This is a genomic window from Saccharopolyspora gloriosae (assembly GCF_022828475.1).
Taxonomy (GTDB): domain Bacteria; phylum Actinomycetota; class Actinomycetes; order Mycobacteriales; family Pseudonocardiaceae; genus Saccharopolyspora_C; species Saccharopolyspora_C gloriosae_A.
Window position 1 is genome coordinate 5,811,253 of sequence record NZ_CP059557.1, and the last position, 19,441, is coordinate 5,830,693.

The 19,441-nt window shown below is 69.3% G+C and carries 18 protein-coding genes; 9 read left to right on the forward strand and 9 right to left on the reverse strand.

Annotated elements, in window-relative coordinates:
• Nucleotides 1–199 precede the first annotated feature (199 nt).
• From H2Q94_RS25415 to H2Q94_RS25425, 3 genes are all read left to right on the forward strand, one after another.
• A complete protein-coding gene (locus H2Q94_RS25415; RefSeq protein WP_243789683.1) occupies nt 200–1,933 on the forward strand; it encodes a pyruvate dehydrogenase in 1,734 nt (577 codons plus the stop codon).
• 354 nt (nt 1,934–2,287) lie between these two features.
• Nucleotides 2,288–3,136, forward strand: a complete 849-nt coding sequence (locus H2Q94_RS25420) for a helix-turn-helix domain-containing protein (protein ID WP_243789684.1) — start codon at nt 2,288–2,290, stop codon at nt 3,134–3,136.
• Nucleotides 3,137–3,328, forward strand: a complete 192-nt coding sequence (locus H2Q94_RS25425; protein ID WP_243789685.1) for a DUF397 domain-containing protein — start codon at nt 3,137–3,139, stop codon at nt 3,326–3,328.
• 201 nt (nt 3,329–3,529) lie between these two features.
• Here H2Q94_RS25425 and H2Q94_RS30755 read toward each other — a convergent pair whose 3' ends face one another.
• From H2Q94_RS30755 to H2Q94_RS25445, 3 genes are all read right to left on the reverse strand, one after another.
• A complete protein-coding gene (locus H2Q94_RS30755; protein ID WP_309501078.1) occupies nt 3,530–5,026 on the reverse strand; it encodes a PH domain-containing protein in 1,497 nt (498 codons plus the stop codon).
• A complete protein-coding gene (locus H2Q94_RS25440; RefSeq protein ID WP_243789686.1) occupies nt 5,023–5,448 on the reverse strand; it encodes a PH domain-containing protein in 426 nt (141 codons plus the stop codon). The genes H2Q94_RS30755 and H2Q94_RS25440 overlap by 4 nt, the downstream gene beginning before the upstream one ends.
• 451 nt (nt 5,449–5,899) lie before the next feature.
• A complete protein-coding gene (locus H2Q94_RS25445; RefSeq protein ID WP_243789687.1) occupies nt 5,900–7,387 on the reverse strand; it encodes a glycosyltransferase family 39 protein in 1,488 nt (495 codons plus the stop codon).
• A 186-nt stretch (nt 7,388–7,573) separates the two neighbouring features.
• Between H2Q94_RS25445 and H2Q94_RS25450 the strand changes: the two genes are divergently transcribed.
• Together H2Q94_RS25450 and H2Q94_RS25455 are read left to right on the forward strand one after the other, a co-directional pair.
• Nucleotides 7,574–8,815, forward strand: a complete 1,242-nt coding sequence (locus H2Q94_RS25450) for a sensor histidine kinase (protein WP_243789688.1) — start codon at nt 7,574–7,576, stop codon at nt 8,813–8,815.
• Between the two features lie 25 nt (nt 8,816–8,840).
• Nucleotides 8,841–9,500, forward strand: a complete 660-nt coding sequence (locus tag H2Q94_RS25455) for a response regulator (protein WP_258718629.1) — start codon at nt 8,841–8,843, stop codon at nt 9,498–9,500.
• A gap of 242 nt (nt 9,501–9,742) precedes the next feature.
• On the opposite strand, the gene H2Q94_RS25460 is transcribed toward H2Q94_RS25455, so the two are convergent.
• The 6 genes from H2Q94_RS25460 to clpS all read right to left on the reverse strand — a co-directional run bounded on the left by H2Q94_RS25460 (nt 9,743) and on the right by clpS (nt 13,756).
• Nucleotides 9,743–10,693 carry a PLP-dependent cysteine synthase family protein gene (locus tag H2Q94_RS25460; RefSeq protein WP_184477251.1) on the reverse strand — a complete coding sequence of 317 codons (951 nt, stop codon included), beginning with the start codon at nt 10,691–10,693 and terminating at the stop codon, nt 9,743–9,745.
• 44 nt (nt 10,694–10,737) lie between these two features.
• Entirely contained in the window at nt 10,738–11,016 is a 279-nt protein-coding gene (locus tag H2Q94_RS25465) for a MoaD/ThiS family protein (RefSeq protein WP_243789689.1), read from the reverse strand.
• A gap of 85 nt (nt 11,017–11,101) precedes the next feature.
• Nucleotides 11,102–11,557 (reverse strand): M67 family metallopeptidase, encoded by a 456-nt coding sequence (locus H2Q94_RS25470; RefSeq protein ID WP_309501079.1) that lies wholly within the window; start codon nt 11,555–11,557, stop codon nt 11,102–11,104.
• Between the two features lie 93 nt (nt 11,558–11,650).
• Nucleotides 11,651–12,688, reverse strand: coding sequence for a P1 family peptidase (locus H2Q94_RS25475; RefSeq protein ID WP_243789691.1), 1,038 nt, complete (start codon nt 12,686–12,688; stop codon nt 11,651–11,653).
• Nucleotides 12,689–12,894: 206 nt separating this feature from the next.
• Nucleotides 12,895–13,458: a DUF2017 domain-containing protein gene (locus H2Q94_RS25480; RefSeq protein WP_243789692.1), complete on the reverse strand. Its 564-nt coding sequence runs from the start codon at nt 13,456–13,458 to the stop codon at nt 12,895–12,897.
• Between the two features lie 4 nt (nt 13,459–13,462).
• Nucleotides 13,463–13,756: an ATP-dependent Clp protease adapter ClpS gene (clpS, locus tag H2Q94_RS25485; RefSeq protein ID WP_184477241.1), complete on the reverse strand. Its 294-nt coding sequence runs from the start codon at nt 13,754–13,756 to the stop codon at nt 13,463–13,465.
• 105 nt (nt 13,757–13,861) lie between these two features.
• Between clpS and H2Q94_RS25490 the strand changes: the two genes are divergently transcribed.
• The 4 genes from H2Q94_RS25490 to H2Q94_RS25505 all read left to right on the forward strand — a co-directional run bounded on the left by H2Q94_RS25490 (nt 13,862) and on the right by H2Q94_RS25505 (nt 19,421).
• Nucleotides 13,862–15,166: a nicotinate phosphoribosyltransferase gene (locus tag H2Q94_RS25490; protein ID WP_243789693.1), complete on the forward strand. Its 1,305-nt coding sequence runs from the start codon at nt 13,862–13,864 to the stop codon at nt 15,164–15,166.
• Between the two features lie 2 nt (nt 15,167–15,168).
• A complete protein-coding gene (locus tag H2Q94_RS25495) occupies nt 15,169–15,750 on the forward strand; it encodes an isochorismatase family protein (RefSeq protein WP_243789694.1) in 582 nt (193 codons plus the stop codon).
• A 217-nt stretch (nt 15,751–15,967) separates the two neighbouring features.
• Nucleotides 15,968–18,151: an ATP-dependent DNA helicase gene (locus H2Q94_RS25500; protein WP_475274187.1), complete on the forward strand. Its 2,184-nt coding sequence runs from the start codon at nt 15,968–15,970 to the stop codon at nt 18,149–18,151.
• A 697-nt stretch (nt 18,152–18,848) separates the two neighbouring features.
• Nucleotides 18,849–19,421, forward strand: a complete 573-nt coding sequence (locus tag H2Q94_RS25505) for a biotin transporter BioY (RefSeq protein ID WP_243789695.1) — start codon at nt 18,849–18,851, stop codon at nt 19,419–19,421.
• The last annotated feature ends 20 nt before the right edge of the window (nt 19,422–19,441 follow it).

Genomic DNA, 19,441 nt, shown 5'->3' on the forward strand with positions numbered 1-19,441 from the left:
GATCGTCGGCTGAGCGAAAGACGTTACCCCCTTCCCTCGAACGTGCGGTGAACACGGCGATACGGATCGCACCGGTCTCCGAATCCGCCGAGATCGGAGCCCGCCGACTCCCCGCTTCACCGGCCGAACGGTGAAGTTGCGGCCCGGTACCGCCCCGCGTAGACGGGAGGAACCAGCATCCGACGACCGAGGAGAGCACATGCCGACCGTGGCCGACCAGTTCATCGAAGTGCTCGTGCAGGCAGGAGTGCAACGGATCTACGGGATCGTCGGAGACAGCCTCAACCCGGTGGTGGACGCGGTCCGCCGCACCGAGGGCATCGAATGGGTGCACGTCCGGCACGAGGAGGCTGCTGCCTTCGCCGCGAGCGCCGAAGCCCAGGTCACCGGGAGGCTGGCGGTCTGCGCGGGCAGCTGCGGGCCGGGCAACCTGCACTTGATCAACGGCCTTTACGACGCTCACCGCAGCAGTGCACCGGTGCTCGCACTGGCCTCGCACATTCCTTCGGAGCAGATCGGCACCGGCTTCTTCCAGGAGACCCACCCGGAGGAGCTGTTCAACGAGTGCAGCCACTTCTGCGAGCTGATGTCCCAGCCGGAGCAGATGCCGCGGCTGCTGCGCAGCGCGATCCAGACCGCCGCCGGGCGCCGCGGGGTCTCGGTGCTGGTGCTGCCGGGCGACATCGCGCACAAGTCGGCCGCGCGCCCCACCAGCAGCGGCACGGTGCACTCCGAGCCGCCGACGGTGGTGCCCTCGCCCGCGCAGGTGGACCGGCTCGCCGAGTCGCTGAACTCCGCGGAACGCGTGATGTTGTTCTGCGGGGCCGGAACCCGCGGCGCGCACCGCGAGGTGATGGAACTGGCCGGCACCGTGCACGCCCCGGTCGGGCACGCGCTGCGCGGCAAGGAGTGGATCCAGTACGACAACCCCTACGACGTCGGCATGAGCGGCCTGCTCGGCTACGGCGCCTGCCATCAGGCGATGCAGAAGGCGGACCGCGTGGTACTGCTGGGCACCGACTTCCCGTACGACAACTTCCTCCCGCAGGCGAACACGGTGCAGGTCGACATCGACCCGACGCATCTGGGCAGGCGAACGGTGCTGGACTTGGCGGTGCAGGGCGATGTGCGGGAGACGATCCGCGCGGTGCTGCCGAAGCTGCGCCAGAAGTCCGACCGCAGCTTCCTGGACCGGATGCTGCGCGAACACGCGGACCAGCTGGAGCAGGTCGTCGAGTCCTACACCACGAACGTCGAGGACCAGGTGCCGATCCACCCCGAGTACGTCGCCGACGTGCTCGACGATCTGGCCGCCGAGGACGCGGTGTTCACCGTGGACACCGGGATGTGCAACGTGTGGGCGGCCCGGTACATCTCGCCGAACGCGCACCGCCGGGTGCTGGGTTCGTTCGTGCACGGGTCGATGGCCAACGCGTTGCCGCAGGCGATCGGCGCTCAGGTGGTCGATCCGAGCAGGCAGGTCATCTCGATGTCGGGCGACGGCGGGTTGTCCATGCTGCTGGGGGAGCTGTTCACGCTCCGAACGCATCGGCTGCCGGTGAAGCTGGTGGTGTTCAACAACTCTTCGCTGGGCATGGTGAAGCTGGAGATGCTGGTGGACGGGCTGCCGGATTTCGGCACCGACCACGATTCGATCGATTTCGCCGCCATCGCCGCGGCGGCGGGAATCCATTCGGTGCGGGTGGACAAGCCCGGTCAGGTGCGCGACGCCATGGCGGGGGCGCTGGCGTATCCGGGTCCTGCGCTCATCGACGTGGTCACCGACCCGAACGCGCTGTCGATCCCGCCGAAGATCACCGGTACGCAGGTGAAGGGCTTCGCGCTGGCCGTGAGCCGGACCGTGCTCTCCGGCGGGGTGGGCAAGATGGTGCAGCTGGCGCGCAGCAACCTGCGCAACATTCCCCGTCCGTGAACGGTGGCGGAGGGGCGGGCTTCACTCGTCTCAGGATGTCGGCATCGCCCTTCTGCCCCGGTTCGTCGCTCAGAGTGAACAATCCCGCGTGGCTGCGGGGCGGTCGGAGGTGTCGACGCGGCCGGTGTCCGCTGATCGCCTGAATCGGATCTCCGCGACGGAAATCCAGGTCTCGCACCAGGACCGGCCGCCGAGACCACACCGGCCACTTCCCGGAATCGGCCACCGGACTGCCGATCCGGGCGGCTCGGAGGGCCGGTGCGCGGACTCGGCACGGTCTCAAATCCGCCGTCGTGGATGTCGGTTGGGTGACGCGATGGTGACGCTCGGTTCGCAGGGTGGACACTGATCTACATGACAGTGAGTCCCACGGTGCGCCGTCGCCGCCTCGCCGCAGAGCTGCGCAGGCTTCGAGGACTGGCGGAGGTAACCCAGCAGCAGGCCGCCACCCACCTCGGTTGCACACAGGCGAAAATCGGCAGATTCGAAACGGCGAAGCGCTCTCCCTCCATCGGCGATGTCAGCGCTCTGCTGGACTTCTACGCGGTCAACGGCTCCGAACGCGAACAGTTGATCAACCTGGCCAGGGACGCCCGCAAGCGCGGCTGGTGGCACTCCTACAGCGACGTGCTGCCCGAGTGGTACGAGACGTACGTCGGCCTGGAGGCCGAGGCTTCGTCGATGCACACCTGGGAGTCGGAGGCCATCCCCGGACTGCTGCAGACCGCGGAATACGCCTACGCCATCACCAGGTCCACCCTGATCCGGGCGAACGAGCCGGAGATCGGCCGCCGCGTGGAGCTGCGGATGCAGCGCCAGGACCGGATCACCGGGTCTCAGCCCTTGGACTTGTGGGCGGTGATCGGCGAAACCGCGTTGCGGCGCGGAGTGGGCGGATCGGCCGTACTGCGCCGCCAGTTGGAGCACTTGCTCACTTTGGCGGAACTGCCCAACGTGACGCTGCAGGTCATGCCACTGGATGCCGGCGCGCATCCGGCTCAGGCAGGTCCATTCGTCATCTTGCGCTACTCCAATCACGTGGATCCGGATGTCGTCTATCTGGAAACCCACGTTGGCGGGCTTTACCTCGAACGAGATAACGAGCTGTCCAAATACGTGACGATGATGGACCATCTACGCGCACACGCGATCGACCCGGAAGGGTCTATTCAAGTGATTCACGAGCGCATAGGAGAGCTGTAGATGGAATATCTCACGGGTTGGCGGACCAGCACCCGTAGCACGCACCAAGGACAATGCGTGGAGGTCGGCTTCGGGGTCGCGCGCGTCGGCGTGCGCGACACGAAGGACCGGCCGGGTGGCTACTTCGCCGTTGACCCCGCGCGGTGGCAGGACTTCCTCGGAGTCCTCAAGCGCGGCGAGTTCGACCGCTGACCCTGGCTTGACCGCGGCCGTCGCGCACCGGCCGCGTCGCGGAACCAACTGAAGAACCGAGCGGGTGGCACGATCCGCACCCGCTCGGCCCCGATTTCAATAGTTGGATTAATCCACTAATTGATCTACAGTTCGCATCCTTTTCCGGTCGCCCCCTGGTCACATCCGGATCAATGCGAAACGCATCTCACCCGAATGGCCCTATCTGTCGCCCGTATTAATCGCGGGCACGGGTTCGAGGAATGGCGCGAGCAGCTCCGGTACCGCGGCGTCCGCGAACACGAGACCGTCCCCGGTACGCACGTCCGGAACCGCGTAGCGACCGGAACCCGCGGCGGTGGTGGCGACCACGTCCATCAGCCCGGACCGGCGCTGGAACACCGACTGCTCGAACCGCCAGCCGATGATCCCGCCGCGCTGCAACGCGACGGTCCGCCGCACCGCGGTGCCGCGCCTGCTGAGCAGGTACCTGCCGTGCAGCCGATGCCCCAGGTTCCGGTAGGCGTCGATGCCGAACGCGACGGCGATCACCGCGCTCAACACCACCACCGCCACGGCCAGGCCGACCGGAATCCAGCCCAGCGCCGCGAACACGATCGCCGCCGCCGCGAACGGCAGCGCCGCCAGCAGCGCCCACGTGATCCGCCTGCGCAGCGCGGCGCGCGGATGCCCGGCGAACCCGTCGCCGGGGAAGCGGTCCTCCCCCAGGACCTCGGCGGCGACCCGCCGGGCCTCTCCACGCGGCGCGGGCGGCAGCAGCGTCTTCGAGTCCGGCTGGCTGCCGTCCTTGTTGTCGCTGAGCCCCGTGGCGACCGCGTTGGTGCGGGCACCGCGCGTCCAGCGCAGCAGCAGCGGCTCGGAGAGTTCAACACCGCGAAGTCGCTTCTCCTCCAGGGAGATCGACCGCTTGGTCAGAAGTCCGCGCCGCACCCGCAGCGTTCCCGAGGACTCCCGGGTGAGGGTGAAGTTCCACCACAGTTCCAACGACAGCAGGAACGACCCGAGCACCCCGACCAGCAGCGCGCCCAAGCTGGGAACCGCGATTCCCAGCCACAGCGGCACCGCCAGGAACTGCTCCTCGATCGCCCGGTACAGGCCGAACTTCGTGAACAGTTCGGACAACGAGCCGAACGCCGAGGCGATCGCGCCCCACACGGCCAAGATCAGCGACATCGTCACGCCGGAGTACAGCAGCCACACCGGGCGCAGCCGGGCCAGCACCCCGTCCGCCTGCTCCGAAGAGTCCGAAGTGGACTCGCGCAGCAGCAGCGCGGCCCGGATCCGTTCCGCCTCCGGCCGGGCGATCCCGTCCAGCTTCAGCTCGCCGTCGGCCTGAGCTCCGGTGCCGATCTGCACGACCGACAGGCCGAGCAGCCGGTGCACCGGGTCGGCGGTGAGGTCGACGCTGCGGACGCGGTCCCGCGGCAACGACCGGTGGCTGCGCGACAACGCGCCCTTGCGCAGCTCCACCCGCTCGTCACTGATCCGGTAAGTGGTGAACCACCAGTCCACCCCGGCGATTCCGGTGAGCACCGCCGCCGCACCAGCCCACATCCCCGACATCGCGCCGACCAAGCCCGGATTCGCCCCCGCGATGAGCATCACGCCCGCGGTCGGGATCAGCGGCGCCAGCACCAGGATCAGCAGCACCAGCACGACCTTGCCGTCGAGCCGCCGCCAGTCGGTCGCCCCGCTCATGTCGCGTCCCCGCGCACGGCCTGCGTGGTGGCGGTGAGCACGTCGACGAGCTCGGTGGCGACCCGGTGATCAAGACCGTCGATGCGCAACGGCCCGGCCGCCGACGCCGTGGTGACGGTGACGCTGGAAAGCCCGAACATCCGCTGCAGCGGACCGCGCACGGTGTCCACGGTCTGGATCCGCGACATCGGCGCCACCCGCCACTCCTGCCGCAACCAGCCCGCGGCCGTGTAAACGGCGTCGTCGGTGTTCTCCCAGCGGTGCACCCGATAACGCCATTGCGGCATCACGATCAGGTAAGGCACGCCGAGCACCGCCACCACGACCAGTGCCAGCACCAACCAAGGCCGAGCAGGTTCGATCAGCGCGGCGAGCACCGCGAGCGCGATCAACGGCGGTAAGACCAGTGCCGCGGCCTGCACGGACCACCACCCGATGGCTCTGCGTTCGATCCGGTGGCGAGGCGGGCGCAACCGCACCTGTGCACTCGCCGAACTGTCTCCAGAGGACACTTTGCGGTCTCCGATTCGGTGGGTCGATACTGCCGCCATGGTGTCAGCTTTCACTGGGTTGGCGGGGAGTCCACGGCTCGTTTTGGTTTGGTGGTCGGGTGGCGGAACCTCAGTTGGTCTCTCCCCGCGGGATCTTTTTCCCAAGTGGCTCCGCCACGAGGGAAAAAGCTGTCCTCGCGAGAGACCAACTGAGAACCCGCCGGTGAGCGGCTTTGTGACGTGGGCTATGCGCTTCGCGCATACAAGCACGGCTGCGCCGCAAAGCACGGCCTTCGGCCGCAAGGCGGGCTTGCTTCGCAGCCCTTTGCGGGGGCGCCGGTGGCAAGATCAGGTTGGATGGGTCTGGTACCCGGTGTCCGCGCTACAGCTGGAGGACCTGGTTCCAGAGGCTCTGCCACGGTTCCTGGCGGCCGGTGAGGAGCCAGACCGGGATGCCGCCGTGGCCGACTTTGCGCATTTCCGCGAAGTGCGGGCGCCACTTCGCCGGGTCGTTGCCGACCAGCAGGACGTTCTCGGCGGTCGAGTCCGGTGCGCCGAAGGGGCCGTAGCCGCGGTGCGGACTGTGCGCGAGCGGTAGCCCGTACTCGTCGGAGCGGGCGTCGAGCATCGCGGCGAGGATGTAGCTCTCCCCGACCACCGCGGTGTGCTCGCGGGTCGCGGCGGGCAGATCCCGGTAGGCCATCGACACATCGTGGGCGAGCATCCGGTCCGCGGGAACTCCGAAAGCCGAGGTCAGCAGCGTGGACATCCACACGACTCCGCCGGCGGCGAGCACCGACAGCGCACCTGCGGGCCAAGCCACCCAGCTCAGGCCGCGACGGCCGAGGGCGGCCCGGGTCTCCCGCCTGCGCTGGAACGCCACCGCGCCCGCCGCCAGCAGCACGCCGTACATCCCGATCACGTAGTACGGCCGCCCGCTGGTGGCGATGTAGAACACGTACTGCACGAGGGCCGCAGCTCCGATGAAGCGGTACGGACGGAACTCCGCGGCGAACAGCAGCCGTGCCGTGCCGTACAGGCACAGAACAGCGCCGAGCACACCCGCGTAGAGGATCATCTGGATGGCCGCCCCCGAACGGCCACCGCTGAGGATCGGCGTTTCCGTCACGACCACCTCGCGCATCGCGAGCTGGGGCCACCCGTGCAGCGCCTGCCAGATCAGCGTCGGTGCCGCGATGACCAGCGCGATCCCGGCGCACCCCCAGAACATCGGGCGTCGCAACAGGTCCCGCGGACCGAACACGAGCAGGCATCCCAACAACGCCGCGCACAGCACGGCGACGTGGACCTTCGTTTGCATCGTCACTCCGATGACGACGCCGAGCGCGAGCAGCAGCCGATCGTCGGCCACGCCCTGCGCGTGCTGCCTGCACCAGCGCACCAGCAGCTGGCTCAACAGCATCCACAGCGGCACTTCCAGCGTGTACGGCGTGATCCAGTGCGCGACCAGCGACGTCCACAACCCGGTCGCGAACGCCAGCCCCGTGATCACCTGGCTGCGCCGGTCCCCGCCCAGCTCCTTCGCCAGCAGCCCTGCCAGGAAGATCCCGCTCGCCGAGATCAGCGTCGCGGGCAGCCGCAGCAGCAGCATGGAATTCGGCGCGAGCCACTCCATCGCCCCCGCCAGCAGCGGTGCCACCGGCGGCTGGTCAACGTAACCCCAGTCCGGGTGGTACCGGCCGATGGCCAGCATGTAGACCTCGTCGATCCAGTACCCGCCGAGCAGGCTCACGGCGGTGTGCGCCGCGACGAACACCGCGGCGATGAGCAGCAGCGGCCTACTCGCGAACGCCGGCGCAGGTTCCACTCCGGCCGCTGGTCTTGTGGTGGTCGGCACCGCCGTCTGCATGATCTCCCCCAGGAACTTCCGTGGACGGTGCCCATTCCACGGCAGCGGCGCGGATCATCGCGACGGCGATCGGTCTGGTCCCGGCGGCACCGAAGTCGTCTCCCCATGCGACTTTCGTAGGTTCCTGGCCGCCGACCGGTGCGCGTGGCGGCCGAACGGCCCGGTTCCGCGGCTACCGTGTGCTTCGTGCAACGCCCGCTATGGCGATACCTGTGGGACACGCCGCGGGCCGCGGTGTTCGACGTGGTGCTGGTCGCCGTCCTGCTCCCGCTCGGCCCGATTCTGGCTTCGCTGTACCCGTCGGATCTGCCGCCGCAGGACTACGGCTGGATGGGCGGCGAGTGGGTCGCCGTCGTACTGGCGAACCTGTTCACGGTGAGCCTGTTGGCGCGGCGCCGCTTTTCCGTGGTGCTGCTCGCCATCGGAGCGGCGGCGATGCTCGTCCACGCGATCACGTACTCGGCGGGCATCGGGCCGTTCCTGACCATGAACATGCGGACCGACCCGTGGATGCCCGCCGACCTGATGTTCGCCATCTACGCGTTCGCCGCGTTCGAAACCCGGCCCCGGCGGCGGGTCCTCGGCTGGATCCTGGTCGCCTTCATCGTGTTCGCCGCACTGCGGCTATGGACGCACCCGGACGGCGAAACGCTCAGCAACGCCTTCTGGGTCACCGCGTTCCCCGCGGTGATCGGGTTGTGGATCGGCGAGCGGCGGCGGCTCGTCGTGGCGCTGCGGGATCGGGCCGAGCGCGCGGAACGGGAACAGCACCTGCTGGCCGAGCAGGCCCGCGCGGACGAGCGGGCGAAGATGGCCACCGAAATGCACGACGTGGTCACGCACCGGGTGAGTCTGATGGTGTTGCAGGCGGGTGCGCTGGGTGTGACCTCGCAGGATGCGGCCACCCGGACCGCCGCCGAGGAACTGCGCGCGGGCGGCTGCCAGGCGCTGGACGAGCTGCGCGACTTCCTCGGCGTGCTGCGCTCCGGTGACGAGCGGGCGGAGCGGACGGCGAGCGTTCCCGCCCCGGACCTGTCCGGTTTGGTCGCCGAGACCGAGGCCGTCGGCATCCCGGTCCGGCTCACCGAACTGGGCAGCACCGCGCAGGTCTCCCCGTCGGTGGGCCGCACCGCGTACCGCGTGGTGCAGGAGGCGTTGACGAACGTGCACAAGCACGCGCCGGGCAGCTCCGTGGACGTGCACGTGGAATACGGCTCGGATCGGGTGCGGCTGGCGGTGCGCAACACGCGGCCGGAGACGGCCGGTGAACTCGCCGGACACGGCGGCGGAGCGGGACTGCTCGGACTGCGGCAACGGGTGGAACTCGTCGGCGGCACCTTCCATTCCGGCCCGACCGGGGATGGCGGGTTCGAGGTCGGTGCCATACTTCCGGGGTACGTGCCCACGGCCGAAGCCGTTTCCGGCTAGTGCCTTGCCGAACGGGGACTCTGGGGTGAGTGAACCGATCCGCGTCGTGCTGGTCGACGACGAACCGATGGTGTGCGCGCACCTGCGCACCATTCTCGGTTCGGCGCCGGACATCGAGGTAGTCGACGACGCCCAGGACGGCGCCGCCGCGGTGGAAGCCGTGGTCCGGCACCGGCCACACGTGGTGCTGATGGATCTGCGCATGCCCGGGGTGGACGGGCTGACCGCGACGGAACGGATCAGTGAGCTGCCGAATCCGCCCGCGGTGGTGGCGTTGACGACGTTCGACGCGGATCAATACGTGCTGCGGGCGTTGCGCGCCGGGGCCTCCGGGTTCCTGGTGAAGTCGACGCCGCCGGAAGATCTGATCGGGCTGGTGCGGGTCGCCGCGGACGGGCACACGGTGCTGTCTCCGGAGGCGGCGAAACGGCTGATCACCGCGTCCGCCGGGCAGCAGAGCGGGAGGCAGCGCGCGCTGGCCGCGATCCGCGAACTCACCGAACGGGAACGGGAAGTGCTCACCGGCATCGGCGAGGGCCTGTCCAACGCGCAGATCGGGGAACGCCTCTACCTGTCGGAGGCGACGGTCAAGGGCTACGTCTCCCGCACCCTGGTGAAACTCGACTGCACCAACCGCGTCCAGGCCGGCCTGATCGCCCACGAAGCCGGTCTCACCCACCGCTGAAGGTTCTTCGAATGACCTGCGCAGTGGGTCGCTCAGCGGTTTCCTCGCTGCGGGATCTTTTTCCCAAGTGGCTCCGCCACAAGGGAAAAAGCCGTCCTCGCTGAGAACCCGCCGGTGGTCTTTTTGCTTCGGTGGTCGCTGCTCATCGGCTTCGCCGCTGACAAAACACCCCGTTTCCGGGATTTCCACACGCGGAAGGCCCGCCCGAGCGGACTCGGGCGGGCCTTCGCGAGGTTCCGGAATCAGGCCCAGAGTTGACCGTCGAGGCGTTGGGCGGCTTCGTCGAGGGTGCCGCCGTAGGCGCCCGTGGACAGGTACTTCCAGCCCGCGTCGGCCACGACGAACACGATGTCCGCCGACTCCCCGGCGGCGGCGACCTTCTCGCCGATGGTCAACGCAGCGTGCACCACGCCACCCGTGGAGATCCCGGCGAAGATGCCCTCGGACTCCAGCAGCTGCCTGGTGCGGCGCAACGCGTCGTAGGAACCGACGGAGAACCGCCGGGACAGCACGTCCGGGTCGTAGAGCTCCGGCACGAAGCCCTCGTCGAGGTTGCGCAGCCCGTACACGAGTTCGCCGTAGCGCGGTTCGGCCGCGACGATCTGCACACCCGGCTTCTGCTCCCGCAGGTATCGGCCCACGCCGACGAGGGTGCCGGTGGTGCCCAGCCCCGCGACGAAGTGCGTGATGCCCGGCATGTCCCGCAGGATCTCCGGCCCGGTCCCCCGGTAGTGCGCGTCGGCGTTCGCCGAGTTGCCGTACTGGTAGAGCATCACCCAGTCCGGGTTCTGCTGGGCCAGTTCCTTCGCGACCGCGACCGCCTGGTTCGAGCCGCCCGCCGCGGGCGAGGACACGATGCGGGCACCGAACGCCTGCAGGATCTGCCTGCGTTCCTCGGAGGTGTTCTCCGGCATCACGCAGACCAGGCCGTAGCCCTTGAGTTTCGCCGCCATCGCCAGCGAAATCCCGGTGTTGCCGGAGGTGGGTTCGAGGATGGTGCAGCCGGTGGTGAGCCTGCCTTCCTTCTCCGCCGCTTCGATCATGGACAGCGCGGCGCGGTCCTTGATCGAACCGGTCGGGTTCCGGTCCTCCAGCTTCGCCCACAACCGCACGTCGGGGGCGGGCGAGAGGTTCGGCAGCCCCACCAGCGGGGTGTCACCGAGTGCGTCGAGCAGCGAGTCGTAGCGGGCCACGACATGCCTCCAGTCTCAGAGCCCGGTGCCGGGCCTGCGGTTGCTCAGAGCATGCCGCCTGCGACGGCGGGCAGGATCGTCACGCTGTCACCGTCGGCGACGCTGGCCTCCAGGCCACCGGAGAAGCGGACGTCCTCGTCGTTGACGTAGATGTTGACGAAGCGGTGCAACGAGCCTTCCTTGACCAAGCGGTCCTTGAGGCCGTTGTGCTTGTTGTCGAGGTCGTTGATGACCTCGGCCACGGTGCTGCCACTGGCTTCGACGGACTTCTGACCGTCGGTGTGGGTGCGCAGGATGGTGGGGATCGAGACCTTGATTGCCATGTTGAGGAACCTCCCTGTCCACAAGGACTACTGAACGGAACTTTCGCACGCCGAGACCCGCCGCGTGCGGGGCGGCAGGTGCGGCTCAGCCCTGGTCGGGCACCTCGTCGGTGCCGGTGTGGGCGAACATGTACGACTCCACGATCTCCACCGGCTCCTCGGTCACCACGCCGTCGAGGATGCGGTACGAGCGCAGTTCGTGGGTCTCCGGGTCCTTGGTGGACACGAGAACGTAGTGCGCGTTGGGTTCCGAGGCGTAGGCCACGTCGGTTCGCGACGGGTACGCCTCGGTGGCGGTGTGCGAGTGGTAGATGACGATCGGCTCTTCGTCGGCCTCGTCCATCCCGCGCCACACCTTGAGCTGCTCGCCCGAGTCGAACCGGTAGAACGTCGGCGAGCGCTCCGCGTTGATCATTTCGATGAGCCGCTCGGGGCGGTCCGACCCGTCGGGACCGGCGATGACGCCGCATGCCTCGTCCGGGTGGTCCCGTCGAGCGTGCGCGACCATCGCGTCCACGAGGTCACGTCGAATCACCAGCACAGGCACCATCCTACTATGTGAGGCACCGGTGTCCAACATGCGGAACTCCGCTGTCCGGTGCCGTTTGCGGGATCAACGTTCGCCCACAATGGTTCATTCCCGCGCCGAGGGGTAGAGGCGCGTGTAGGACGTCACCTCACCGACCGGTTCGGCCGCGAGCACGGCCCGCACGATGGCCCGCTGCACGACCCGCGCGGCCACCGCGCACACCTCGTCGAGCACCGGAACCCACTGCGCACCGGGATCCCGCTCCCCGGTGGCGAGGGCGAACACGGTGTCGCCGTCGCGCATCGAGTGCGCCGGACGGATCGCCCTGGCCAGACCGTCCTGCGCGGCGACCGCGACCCGGCGGCAGTGCGCCTTGGTCAGGGCGAGGTCGACGGCGACGGATCCGATGGTGGTGTTCAACGGGCGGGGCACTAGGCCGTGGCGCCCCGGGCGGCCCGCGGTGGGGTCGTTGCGAGATCGGGCGGCGGCGATCTCCGCTTCAGCCGGGGCGCGGAGGCCGGGATGCGAGTCCCACGGCAGCCCGGTCTCCGGGTCGATCACGGAGCCGAGCGAGTTGACCGCGAGCAGCGCGCCCACGGTGACGTCCACGTCGAGCGCGGCGCTGTGGAACACGGCGCTCGCGGTGCCGATGCCGCCTTTGAGCGCTCCCGCCACGGCTCCGGTGCCCGCGCCGACGTTGCCTTCCCGCGTGTCGTGCGCGGTGGCGGTTTCGCAGGCGAGACGGCCGAATTCGGCGTCGGGCCGGTTCCCCCAGTCGCTCATCGGCAGGTCGAACAGCACGGCGGCGGGCACGACGGGCACCACTTGGTGGGCGTGGGCGCCCACCTGGATCCCGCACCCGCGTTCCTCCAGCCACCGCATCACCCCGTCGGCGGCGGCGAGCCCGTAGGCGCTGCCACCGGTGAGGACCACGCCGTGCGCCTGCGAGACCAGGTGCGTCGGTTCCAGCACATCGGTCTCCCGAGTACCGGGACCGCCTCCGCGCACGTCAACGGCGGCGACCGCCCCGCGCGGCACCAGCACCACGCTCGTCCCCGTGGCCCATCGCTCATCCAGCCGCTGGTGATGCCCCACCAGCACGCCACCGACGTCGACGATCGAATCCCGCACCCCGGAAACCATGCACCCATCCTGCCCGCACCGGGTCAACGGCCCATCCGCCCGGTCCCACCGGTCAACGGGGACGTTCACCCGGCGAGCCCACTGGGGTCAACGGCTTCTTTGACCGGTCCTATAGGGCTGAAGAGGCGTTCACCTGACGAAGATCGTCGTCAGGTGGGCAGCACGAGTGGGGTGCGTGCGCCGCACGGCGGCGTGAACGGTGCAGGTCAGGAGGAGACGGCGTCGACCAAGCTGTCCTGGACCCACGTGAGCCACTGGTAGACGCCGAGGTGCTCGCGCCGGAGATCGTCCTCCGGAGGTTCCTCCGGCATCTCGTCCTGCACGTCGAGCGCGGTGCCCAGGGCGAGTCGCACGTCGTTGAGCGCGGCCATCCAGTTGTCCGCCTGGTCGCCGCTGAGCACGACCCGTCCGCCTTCGCGGGGGCAGGTGTCGAGGACGACGGCGGCGACGCCGGTCTTGGTCTCGAGCAGCTCCGGCTCGTACAGGGAACGCATCGCGCCCGCGGCTTCGGGCTGTTCCTCGTCGGTTTCGCCGGTGTCGGGATCGCGCCGGTAGAAGTCCGGCAGCAACCGCCCGAGCACCCGATCTTCGGGCGGCGTGGACGGCCCGGTGCGGATCCCCGTGAGTTCGGCCAGTTCGTCCTGCGGCGTTTCCTCGGCCCGCGCGGTGAGCATGTCCTTGATCTGGCCGACGAGCCCGCGGATCACGGCCGCTTCCTGCTGGGACAGCTCGGCGACCACGTGCCCGTTCTTGCGAGTCCAGCCGTTCACGTGATCACGAGTCTTTCTGCATCGTGGCCCACAGGCCTGCGGCGTGCAGTTTCGCGACGTCGCCCTCGACCTTCTCCTTGGCGCCCGAGGACACCGCGGCTCTGCCCTTGTTGTGGACGTCGAGCATGAGCTTGGTCGCGTGGTCCCGGCTGTAACCGAAGATCTTCTGCAGAACGTAGGTCACGTAGGACATCAGGTTCACCGGGTCGTTCCAGACGACGGTGACCCACGGCTTGTCCTCGTCTCCGAGCTCGGCCGGTTCCAGTTGCGCGCGCTCCAGTTCAGCGGGCGAGGTCATGTCCCCATGTTCGCACGTGGCCAGGGGGGCGGTGACGACCGCACGGCCAAATCGGGCACGACCTGCGGGCGGAGCGGGCGGGCACGGGCACGTAACCTCTGATCCATGACGGCCGCTTCCAGTACCGCGCTGCGCACAGATCATTACGAGCTGACCATGCTGGCCAGCGCCTTGCGGGATGGGACCGCGGAGCGCCGGTGCGTGTTCGAGGCGTTCACCCGGCGGTTGCCGGACGGGCGCCGGTACGGCGTGGTCGGTGGCACCGAACGGGTGCTGGAGGCGATCGAGAACTTCCGCTTCGACGAGTCCGAGCTGGAGCGCCTTGCCGAGGATCATGTGGTCGATGAGACCACCTTGACGTGGCTGCGCGACTACAGGTTCCGCGGCGATGTGGACGGTTACCCCGAAGGTGAGCTCTACTTTCCCGGCTCGCCGCTGCTGACGGTGCGCGGCACGTTCGCTGAAGCGGTGCTGCTGGAGACCGTGCTGTTGTCGATCATGAACCACGACAGCGCGATCGCCGCCGCCGCGGCCCGGATGGTGTCGGCCGCGAACGGCCGCCGAATCATCGAGATGGGCTCGCGCCGCACCCACGAGGAGTCCGCGGTCGCCGCGGCCCGTGCCGCCTACCTGGCGGGCTTCACCGCGACGTCGAACCTGGAGGCGGGCCGCCGCTACCGCATTCCCACGGCGGGCACGTCGGCGCATTCGTTCACGTTGCTGCACGATTCCGAGCGTGCCGCGTTCGAGTCACAAATCGCCGCACTTGGCGCGGACACGACACTCCTGGTGGACACCTACGACATCTCGCGGGGCATCGCGACGGCCGTGGAGGTCGCCGGGACCGGCTTGGGCTCGGTGCGCATCGACTCGGGCGATGTGGGCGTGCTGGCCCGGCAGGCGCGCGAGCAGCTGGATTCGCTGGGCGCCACCGGCACCCGCATCGTCGTGTCGGGCGACCTGGACGAGTACGCGATCGCCTCGCTGCGCGCGGAACCCGTGGACGGCTACGGCGTGGGCACTTCGCTGGTGACGGGTTCGGGGGCGCCGACGGCGGGCATGGTCTACAAGCTCACCGAGGTGGAGGGCCGCCCCGTCGCGAAGCGCAGCACGCACAAGGAGTCCCGCGGCGGCACCAAGTCCGCGCTGCGCAGGCACAAGGACACCGGCACCGCCTTGGAGGAGGTCGTGTACCGCACCGGCTCCGATTTCGTGGAGCCCAAAGCCGGACCGCACGACCGCGTGGTGCCGATTCCGCTGATGCGCGGCGGAAAGCGGGTCGATGACGTGCCGTCGCTGGAGGACAATCGGCAGCGGCTGCGCCACGCACTGGTGAGCCTGCCGTGGGAGGGTCTGAAGTTGTCCAGCGGAGACCCGGCGATCCCGACGGTCTTCCACGCTGAGGAGTAGGCATGAGCCCAGAGGGGCGCAAGGCACTGGTGGTCGTGGACGTGCAGGTCGACTTCTGCGAGGGCGGTGCGCTGGCCGTGGCCGGTGGGGCCGACGTGGCGGCCGCGATCTCCCGCCACGTGGCGGATTCCGGTTACGCCCACGTGGTGGCGACGCGGGATTACCACATCGACCCGGGCGCCCACTTCAGTTCGCAGCCCGATTACGTGCGGTCCTGGCCGGTGCACTGCGTGGCGGGCACCGCGGGCGCGGCGTTCCACCCGGAGCTGGAGGTCGGGCCGGTGGAGGCGGTGTTCTCCAAAGGCCAGTACAGCGACGGGTATTCGGGTTTCGAGGGCGTTGACGGCACCGAGCGCACCCTCACCGAATGGCTCAACTCCCGAGGCGTGACCGATGTGGACGTGGTCGGCGTCGCCACGGACCACTGCGTGCGCGCGACAGCGCTGGACGCGGCGAAGGCCGGGTTCAGCACCACGGTCCTGCTGGACCTCACCGCCGGCGTTTCCCGCGCCACGGTCGATTCGGCCCTCAGCGACCTGCGCGCCGCCGGAGTCGCGGTGACCGGAACGCCGGTCGTGATCTGAGGCTCCCAGCCGTCGAAGTCGGGGACGGCCGGCTGGGGCGCCGCCCGGTCAGCGGGAATTCACGTGCCGCTGCCGCGCGTCCTCCGCTGAGATCGGGACGTGCGCTCGACCAGGCTTGATCAGCGCATCGCCGAGGCGGGGGCCGGTGCGCCGCCCGCGCCCGTGACGACTCGCCGGGGGATGCGGCCGGTGGGGTTGACAGGGGTGGCCGGTAGCGTTGTCCGGCGTGCCAGGTTCTGTTCCGCAGTGGTCCGATCCGGATGTGTTCGAGCTCGACGAGACCGACGAGCTCCCACCTGAGATCGCCGCCGACCTGGCGTTGAAGGGGGCTCCCGGCGAGAAGAAGCGGCGCCGGGACGAGCCGATCACCGCGAAATCCCCGGAGCAGATCCCCGACCTGGCGACGTTGCTCGGGATCGCCGTGCAGTCCGTCGGCGGCTCCGAACGCGAAGGGCAGTCGCGGATGGCTTCGGCCGTCGAGCACTCCATCGGATCCGGCGAGCACCTCGCCGTGCAGGCCGGGACCGGAACCGGGAAATCGCTCGCCTACCTGGTGCCCGCAATCCGGCACGCCGTCGTCGAAGCGACCACCGTCGTGATCTCCACCGCGACCATCGCGCTGCAACGCCAGCTCGTCGACCGCGACCTGCCCCGGCTGTCGAAAGCCCTCACCGAAGCGCTCGGGCGGCCGCCGACGTTCGCGATCCTCAAAGGCCGCCGCAACTACCTGTGCCTCAACCGGATCCACGGCGGCGCCCCCGAAGAACCCGAAGAGGGCGCGCTGTTCGACCCGTTCGCCGCGTCCGCGCTGGAACGCCAGATCAAGCGGATCCGCGAATGGTCCACCGAAACCGAGACCGGTGATCGTGACGAGCTCGTCCCCGGCGTGACCGACCAGGCGTGGCGGCAGCTGTCGGTGACCGCGAAGGAATGCCTCGGCGTGCACCGCTGCCCCATCGGCACCGACTGCTTCGCCGAACGCGCCCGCGGCGAGGCCGGACGTGCCGACGTCGTCGTCACCAACCACGCGCTGCTCGCCATCGACGCCCTCGACGACCGGACCGTGCTGCCCGAACACGACGTGGTCATGGTCGACGAGGCGCACGACCTCGTTGACCGGGTCACCTCCGCCGCCACCGGGGAACTGTCCGCCAACCAAGCGAAACTCGCCGCGCGGCGCTGCGGGCGGGCCATCGACCAAGGCGTCGCCGACCGGCTCGACGAAGCCGCCGAAGGCATCGAACTCGTCCTCCAAGACGCCCGGCCGCAACGGCTCGAAGAGATGCCGCAGGCGCTCGGCGGGTCGCTCACCGCGCTGCGCGACGCCGCCGCCGCGTGCATGACCGCGCTCGGGCCGGAGCGCAAAGAGGACCCCGAGGGCAGCAGCGCCCGGAAACTCGCCCTCGCGCTCACCGAAGAACTGCACGACAACGCCGTCCGACTGCTCGACGCCTTCGACGAACCCGAAGGGCAACGCCGCGACGTCGTGTGGATCAGCAGCGAACCGAACCGGCCGCCGACGGTGAAAGTCGCGCCGCTCGGTGTCGGCGGACTGCTGCGGGAGCGGTTGTTCGGGCAACGCACCACGGTGCTGACCTCTGCGACGCTGGCGCTCGGCGGCTCCTTCGACACGCTCGCCCGCCAGTGGGGGTTGCCGCCGGAACGCAAAGCCGCGCCCGCCCCGGACATGGCCAGCGGCAAGGAAACGCCGCACGACACCAGCGGGCCGAAGTGGACCGGGCTCGACGTCGGCTCGCCGTTCGAACACCAGCGCAGCGGCATCCTCTACATCGCCCGGCACCTGCCGCAGCCCGGACGAGACGGGCTGCCGCCGGAGTACCTCGACGAACTCACCGCGCTCGTCGAAGCCGCCGGTGGGCGCACGCTCGGACTGTTCTCGTCGATGCGGGCGGCGAAGCAGGCATCCGAGGAGCTGCGGGAGCGGCTCAAGACGCCCGTGCTGTGCCAAGGCGACGACAACACCGCGCAGCTCGTCGGCAAATTCGCAGCCGATCCGGCAACCTCGCTGTTCGGGACGTTGTCGCTGTGGCAGGGCGTGGACGTGCCCGGGGACTCGCTGCAACTCGTGATCATGGATCGGATTCCGTTCCCCCGGCCCGACGACCCGCTGGCCTCGGCGCGGCAGAAGGCCGTTTCGGCGCACGGCGGCAACGGGTTCCTCACCGTCGCCGGAACGCACGCGGCGCTGCTGCTCGCCCAAGGCGCCGGGCGGCTGCTGCGGTCCTCGAACGATCGGGGCGTCATCGCCGTGCTCGACCCCCGGCTGGCCACCGCCCGGTACGGCGGCTTCCTGCGCGCCTCGCTGCCCCCGTTCTGGACCACCTACGACCCGCAGGTCGTGCGCGGCGCCCTCACCCGCCTCAACGACGCAGCCGGCTGAACACCCACCTTCGGCAAGTGAACGGACCGTTCGTCCAAACAGCTTGGGCGAACGGTCCGCTCACCTCACCTGAGGGGCTTCGCGTTTTTCCGACAGGTGTTGGTGAGGTGCCTCACCGCCCCGCCCCACCGAGCCGCCGGTGCCCCCGAGCCGCAACGCGCCGCCGCCCAACTCAGGTTTCAAGTGAACGGACCGTTCGTCCAACGAGATTGGACGAACGGTCCGCTCACTCCACTGACTCCGCCCCCACCAAGATCACCGCAGCCTGCCCACGCCGAAAGCCGATCCGAGTGAACGGACCGTCCGTCCAACGAGATTGAGCAAACGGTCCGCTCACTTCAAAACGCCCACCCATCGCGGCACCTGCTCCGGCTCCGATCCGAGTGAACGGACCGTTCGTCCAACGAGATTGGACGAACGGTCCGCTCACTCCACTGGCTCCGCTCCCGCCAAGATCACCGCGGCTTCACCGCAGCCTGTCCACGCCGAAAAGCTGATCCGGGTGAACGGACCGTTCGTCCAACGGGATTGGGCGAACGGTCCGTTCACTCCGGAAGCAGGCTGCCGGGGGTGAGTCGGGGGTCACTTCGCGCTGGGCAGGGGTTGTTCGGTGTCCACAATGTGGTGGGAGTCTTTCTGTTCCTGCCGGTGAGCCGGGTACGTTCGCAGCGACCTGTGATCGGCGTGAGGAGTCGTCGTGCCTGGACAACGCACCGCCCAACCGGCCGCTGACCTGGCCAGGACAGTGGTGTTCGCGGCGTTCATCGCCGTGCTCGGCTTGTTCCCTGGCCTGTTCATCGCGGGAGCGGCGGTGCCGGTGGTGCTGCAGAACATGGGACCGCTGCTGGCGGGCAGCATCCTCGGCGCCCGCCGGGCGGGTATGTCGGTGCTGCTGTTCCTGGCGCTGGTGGCGATCGGCCTGCCGCTGCTGTCGGGCGGGCGCGGCGGCATCGCCCCGTTCGCGGGACCTAGCGGCGGGTTCGTGCTGGGCTGGCTGCTGTCGGCGGTCGTGGTGGGGTTGATCGTGCAGCGCGGGCTGCCGCGTCCCGGTCTGCCGTTGTTGCTGCTGGCGAACCTGGCGGGCATTGCCGCGGACTACCTCGTCGGCATCCCCTACTGGGCGGCTTTCACCGGTGATCTCGGCGCGGCGGCGGTGCAGTCGCTGGTGTTCCTGCCTGGCGATGCGGTGAAGTTGGTCGCGGTGTCGCTGGTGGCGGTGGCGGTGCACCGTGCGCTGCCGGCGGCCACTTCCCGCCCGGCCGGGAGCTGAGCACGCGCCTGAAACCCGGC

Coding starts and splice junctions, on each gene's coding strand:
- H2Q94_RS25415 (WP_243789683.1), top strand. CDS start 200: ATGCCGACCGTGGCCGACCAGTTCATCGAAGTGCTCGTGCAGGCAGGA.
- H2Q94_RS25420 (WP_243789684.1), top strand. CDS start 2,288: ATGACAGTGAGTCCCACGGTGCGCCGTCGCCGCCTCGCCGCAGAGCTG.
- H2Q94_RS25425 (WP_243789685.1), top strand. CDS start 3,137: ATGGAATATCTCACGGGTTGGCGGACCAGCACCCGTAGCACGCACCAA.
- H2Q94_RS30755 (WP_309501078.1), bottom strand. CDS start 5,026: ATGAGCGGGGCGACCGACTGGCGGCGGCTCGACGGCAAGGTCGTGCTG.
- H2Q94_RS25445 (WP_243789687.1), bottom strand. CDS start 7,387: ATGCAGACGGCGGTGCCGACCACCACAAGACCAGCGGCCGGAGTGGAA.
- H2Q94_RS25465 (WP_243789689.1), bottom strand. CDS start 11,016: ATGGCAATCAAGGTCTCGATCCCCACCATCCTGCGCACCCACACCGAC.
- H2Q94_RS25475 (WP_243789691.1), bottom strand. CDS start 12,688: ATGGTTTCCGGGGTGCGGGATTCGATCGTCGACGTCGGTGGCGTGCTG.
- clpS (WP_184477241.1), bottom strand. CDS start 13,756: ATGACCTCGCCCGCTGAACTGGAGCGCGCGCAACTGGAACCGGCCGAG.
- H2Q94_RS25490 (WP_243789693.1), top strand. CDS start 13,862: ATGACGGCCGCTTCCAGTACCGCGCTGCGCACAGATCATTACGAGCTG.
- H2Q94_RS25495 (WP_243789694.1), top strand. CDS start 15,169: ATGAGCCCAGAGGGGCGCAAGGCACTGGTGGTCGTGGACGTGCAGGTC.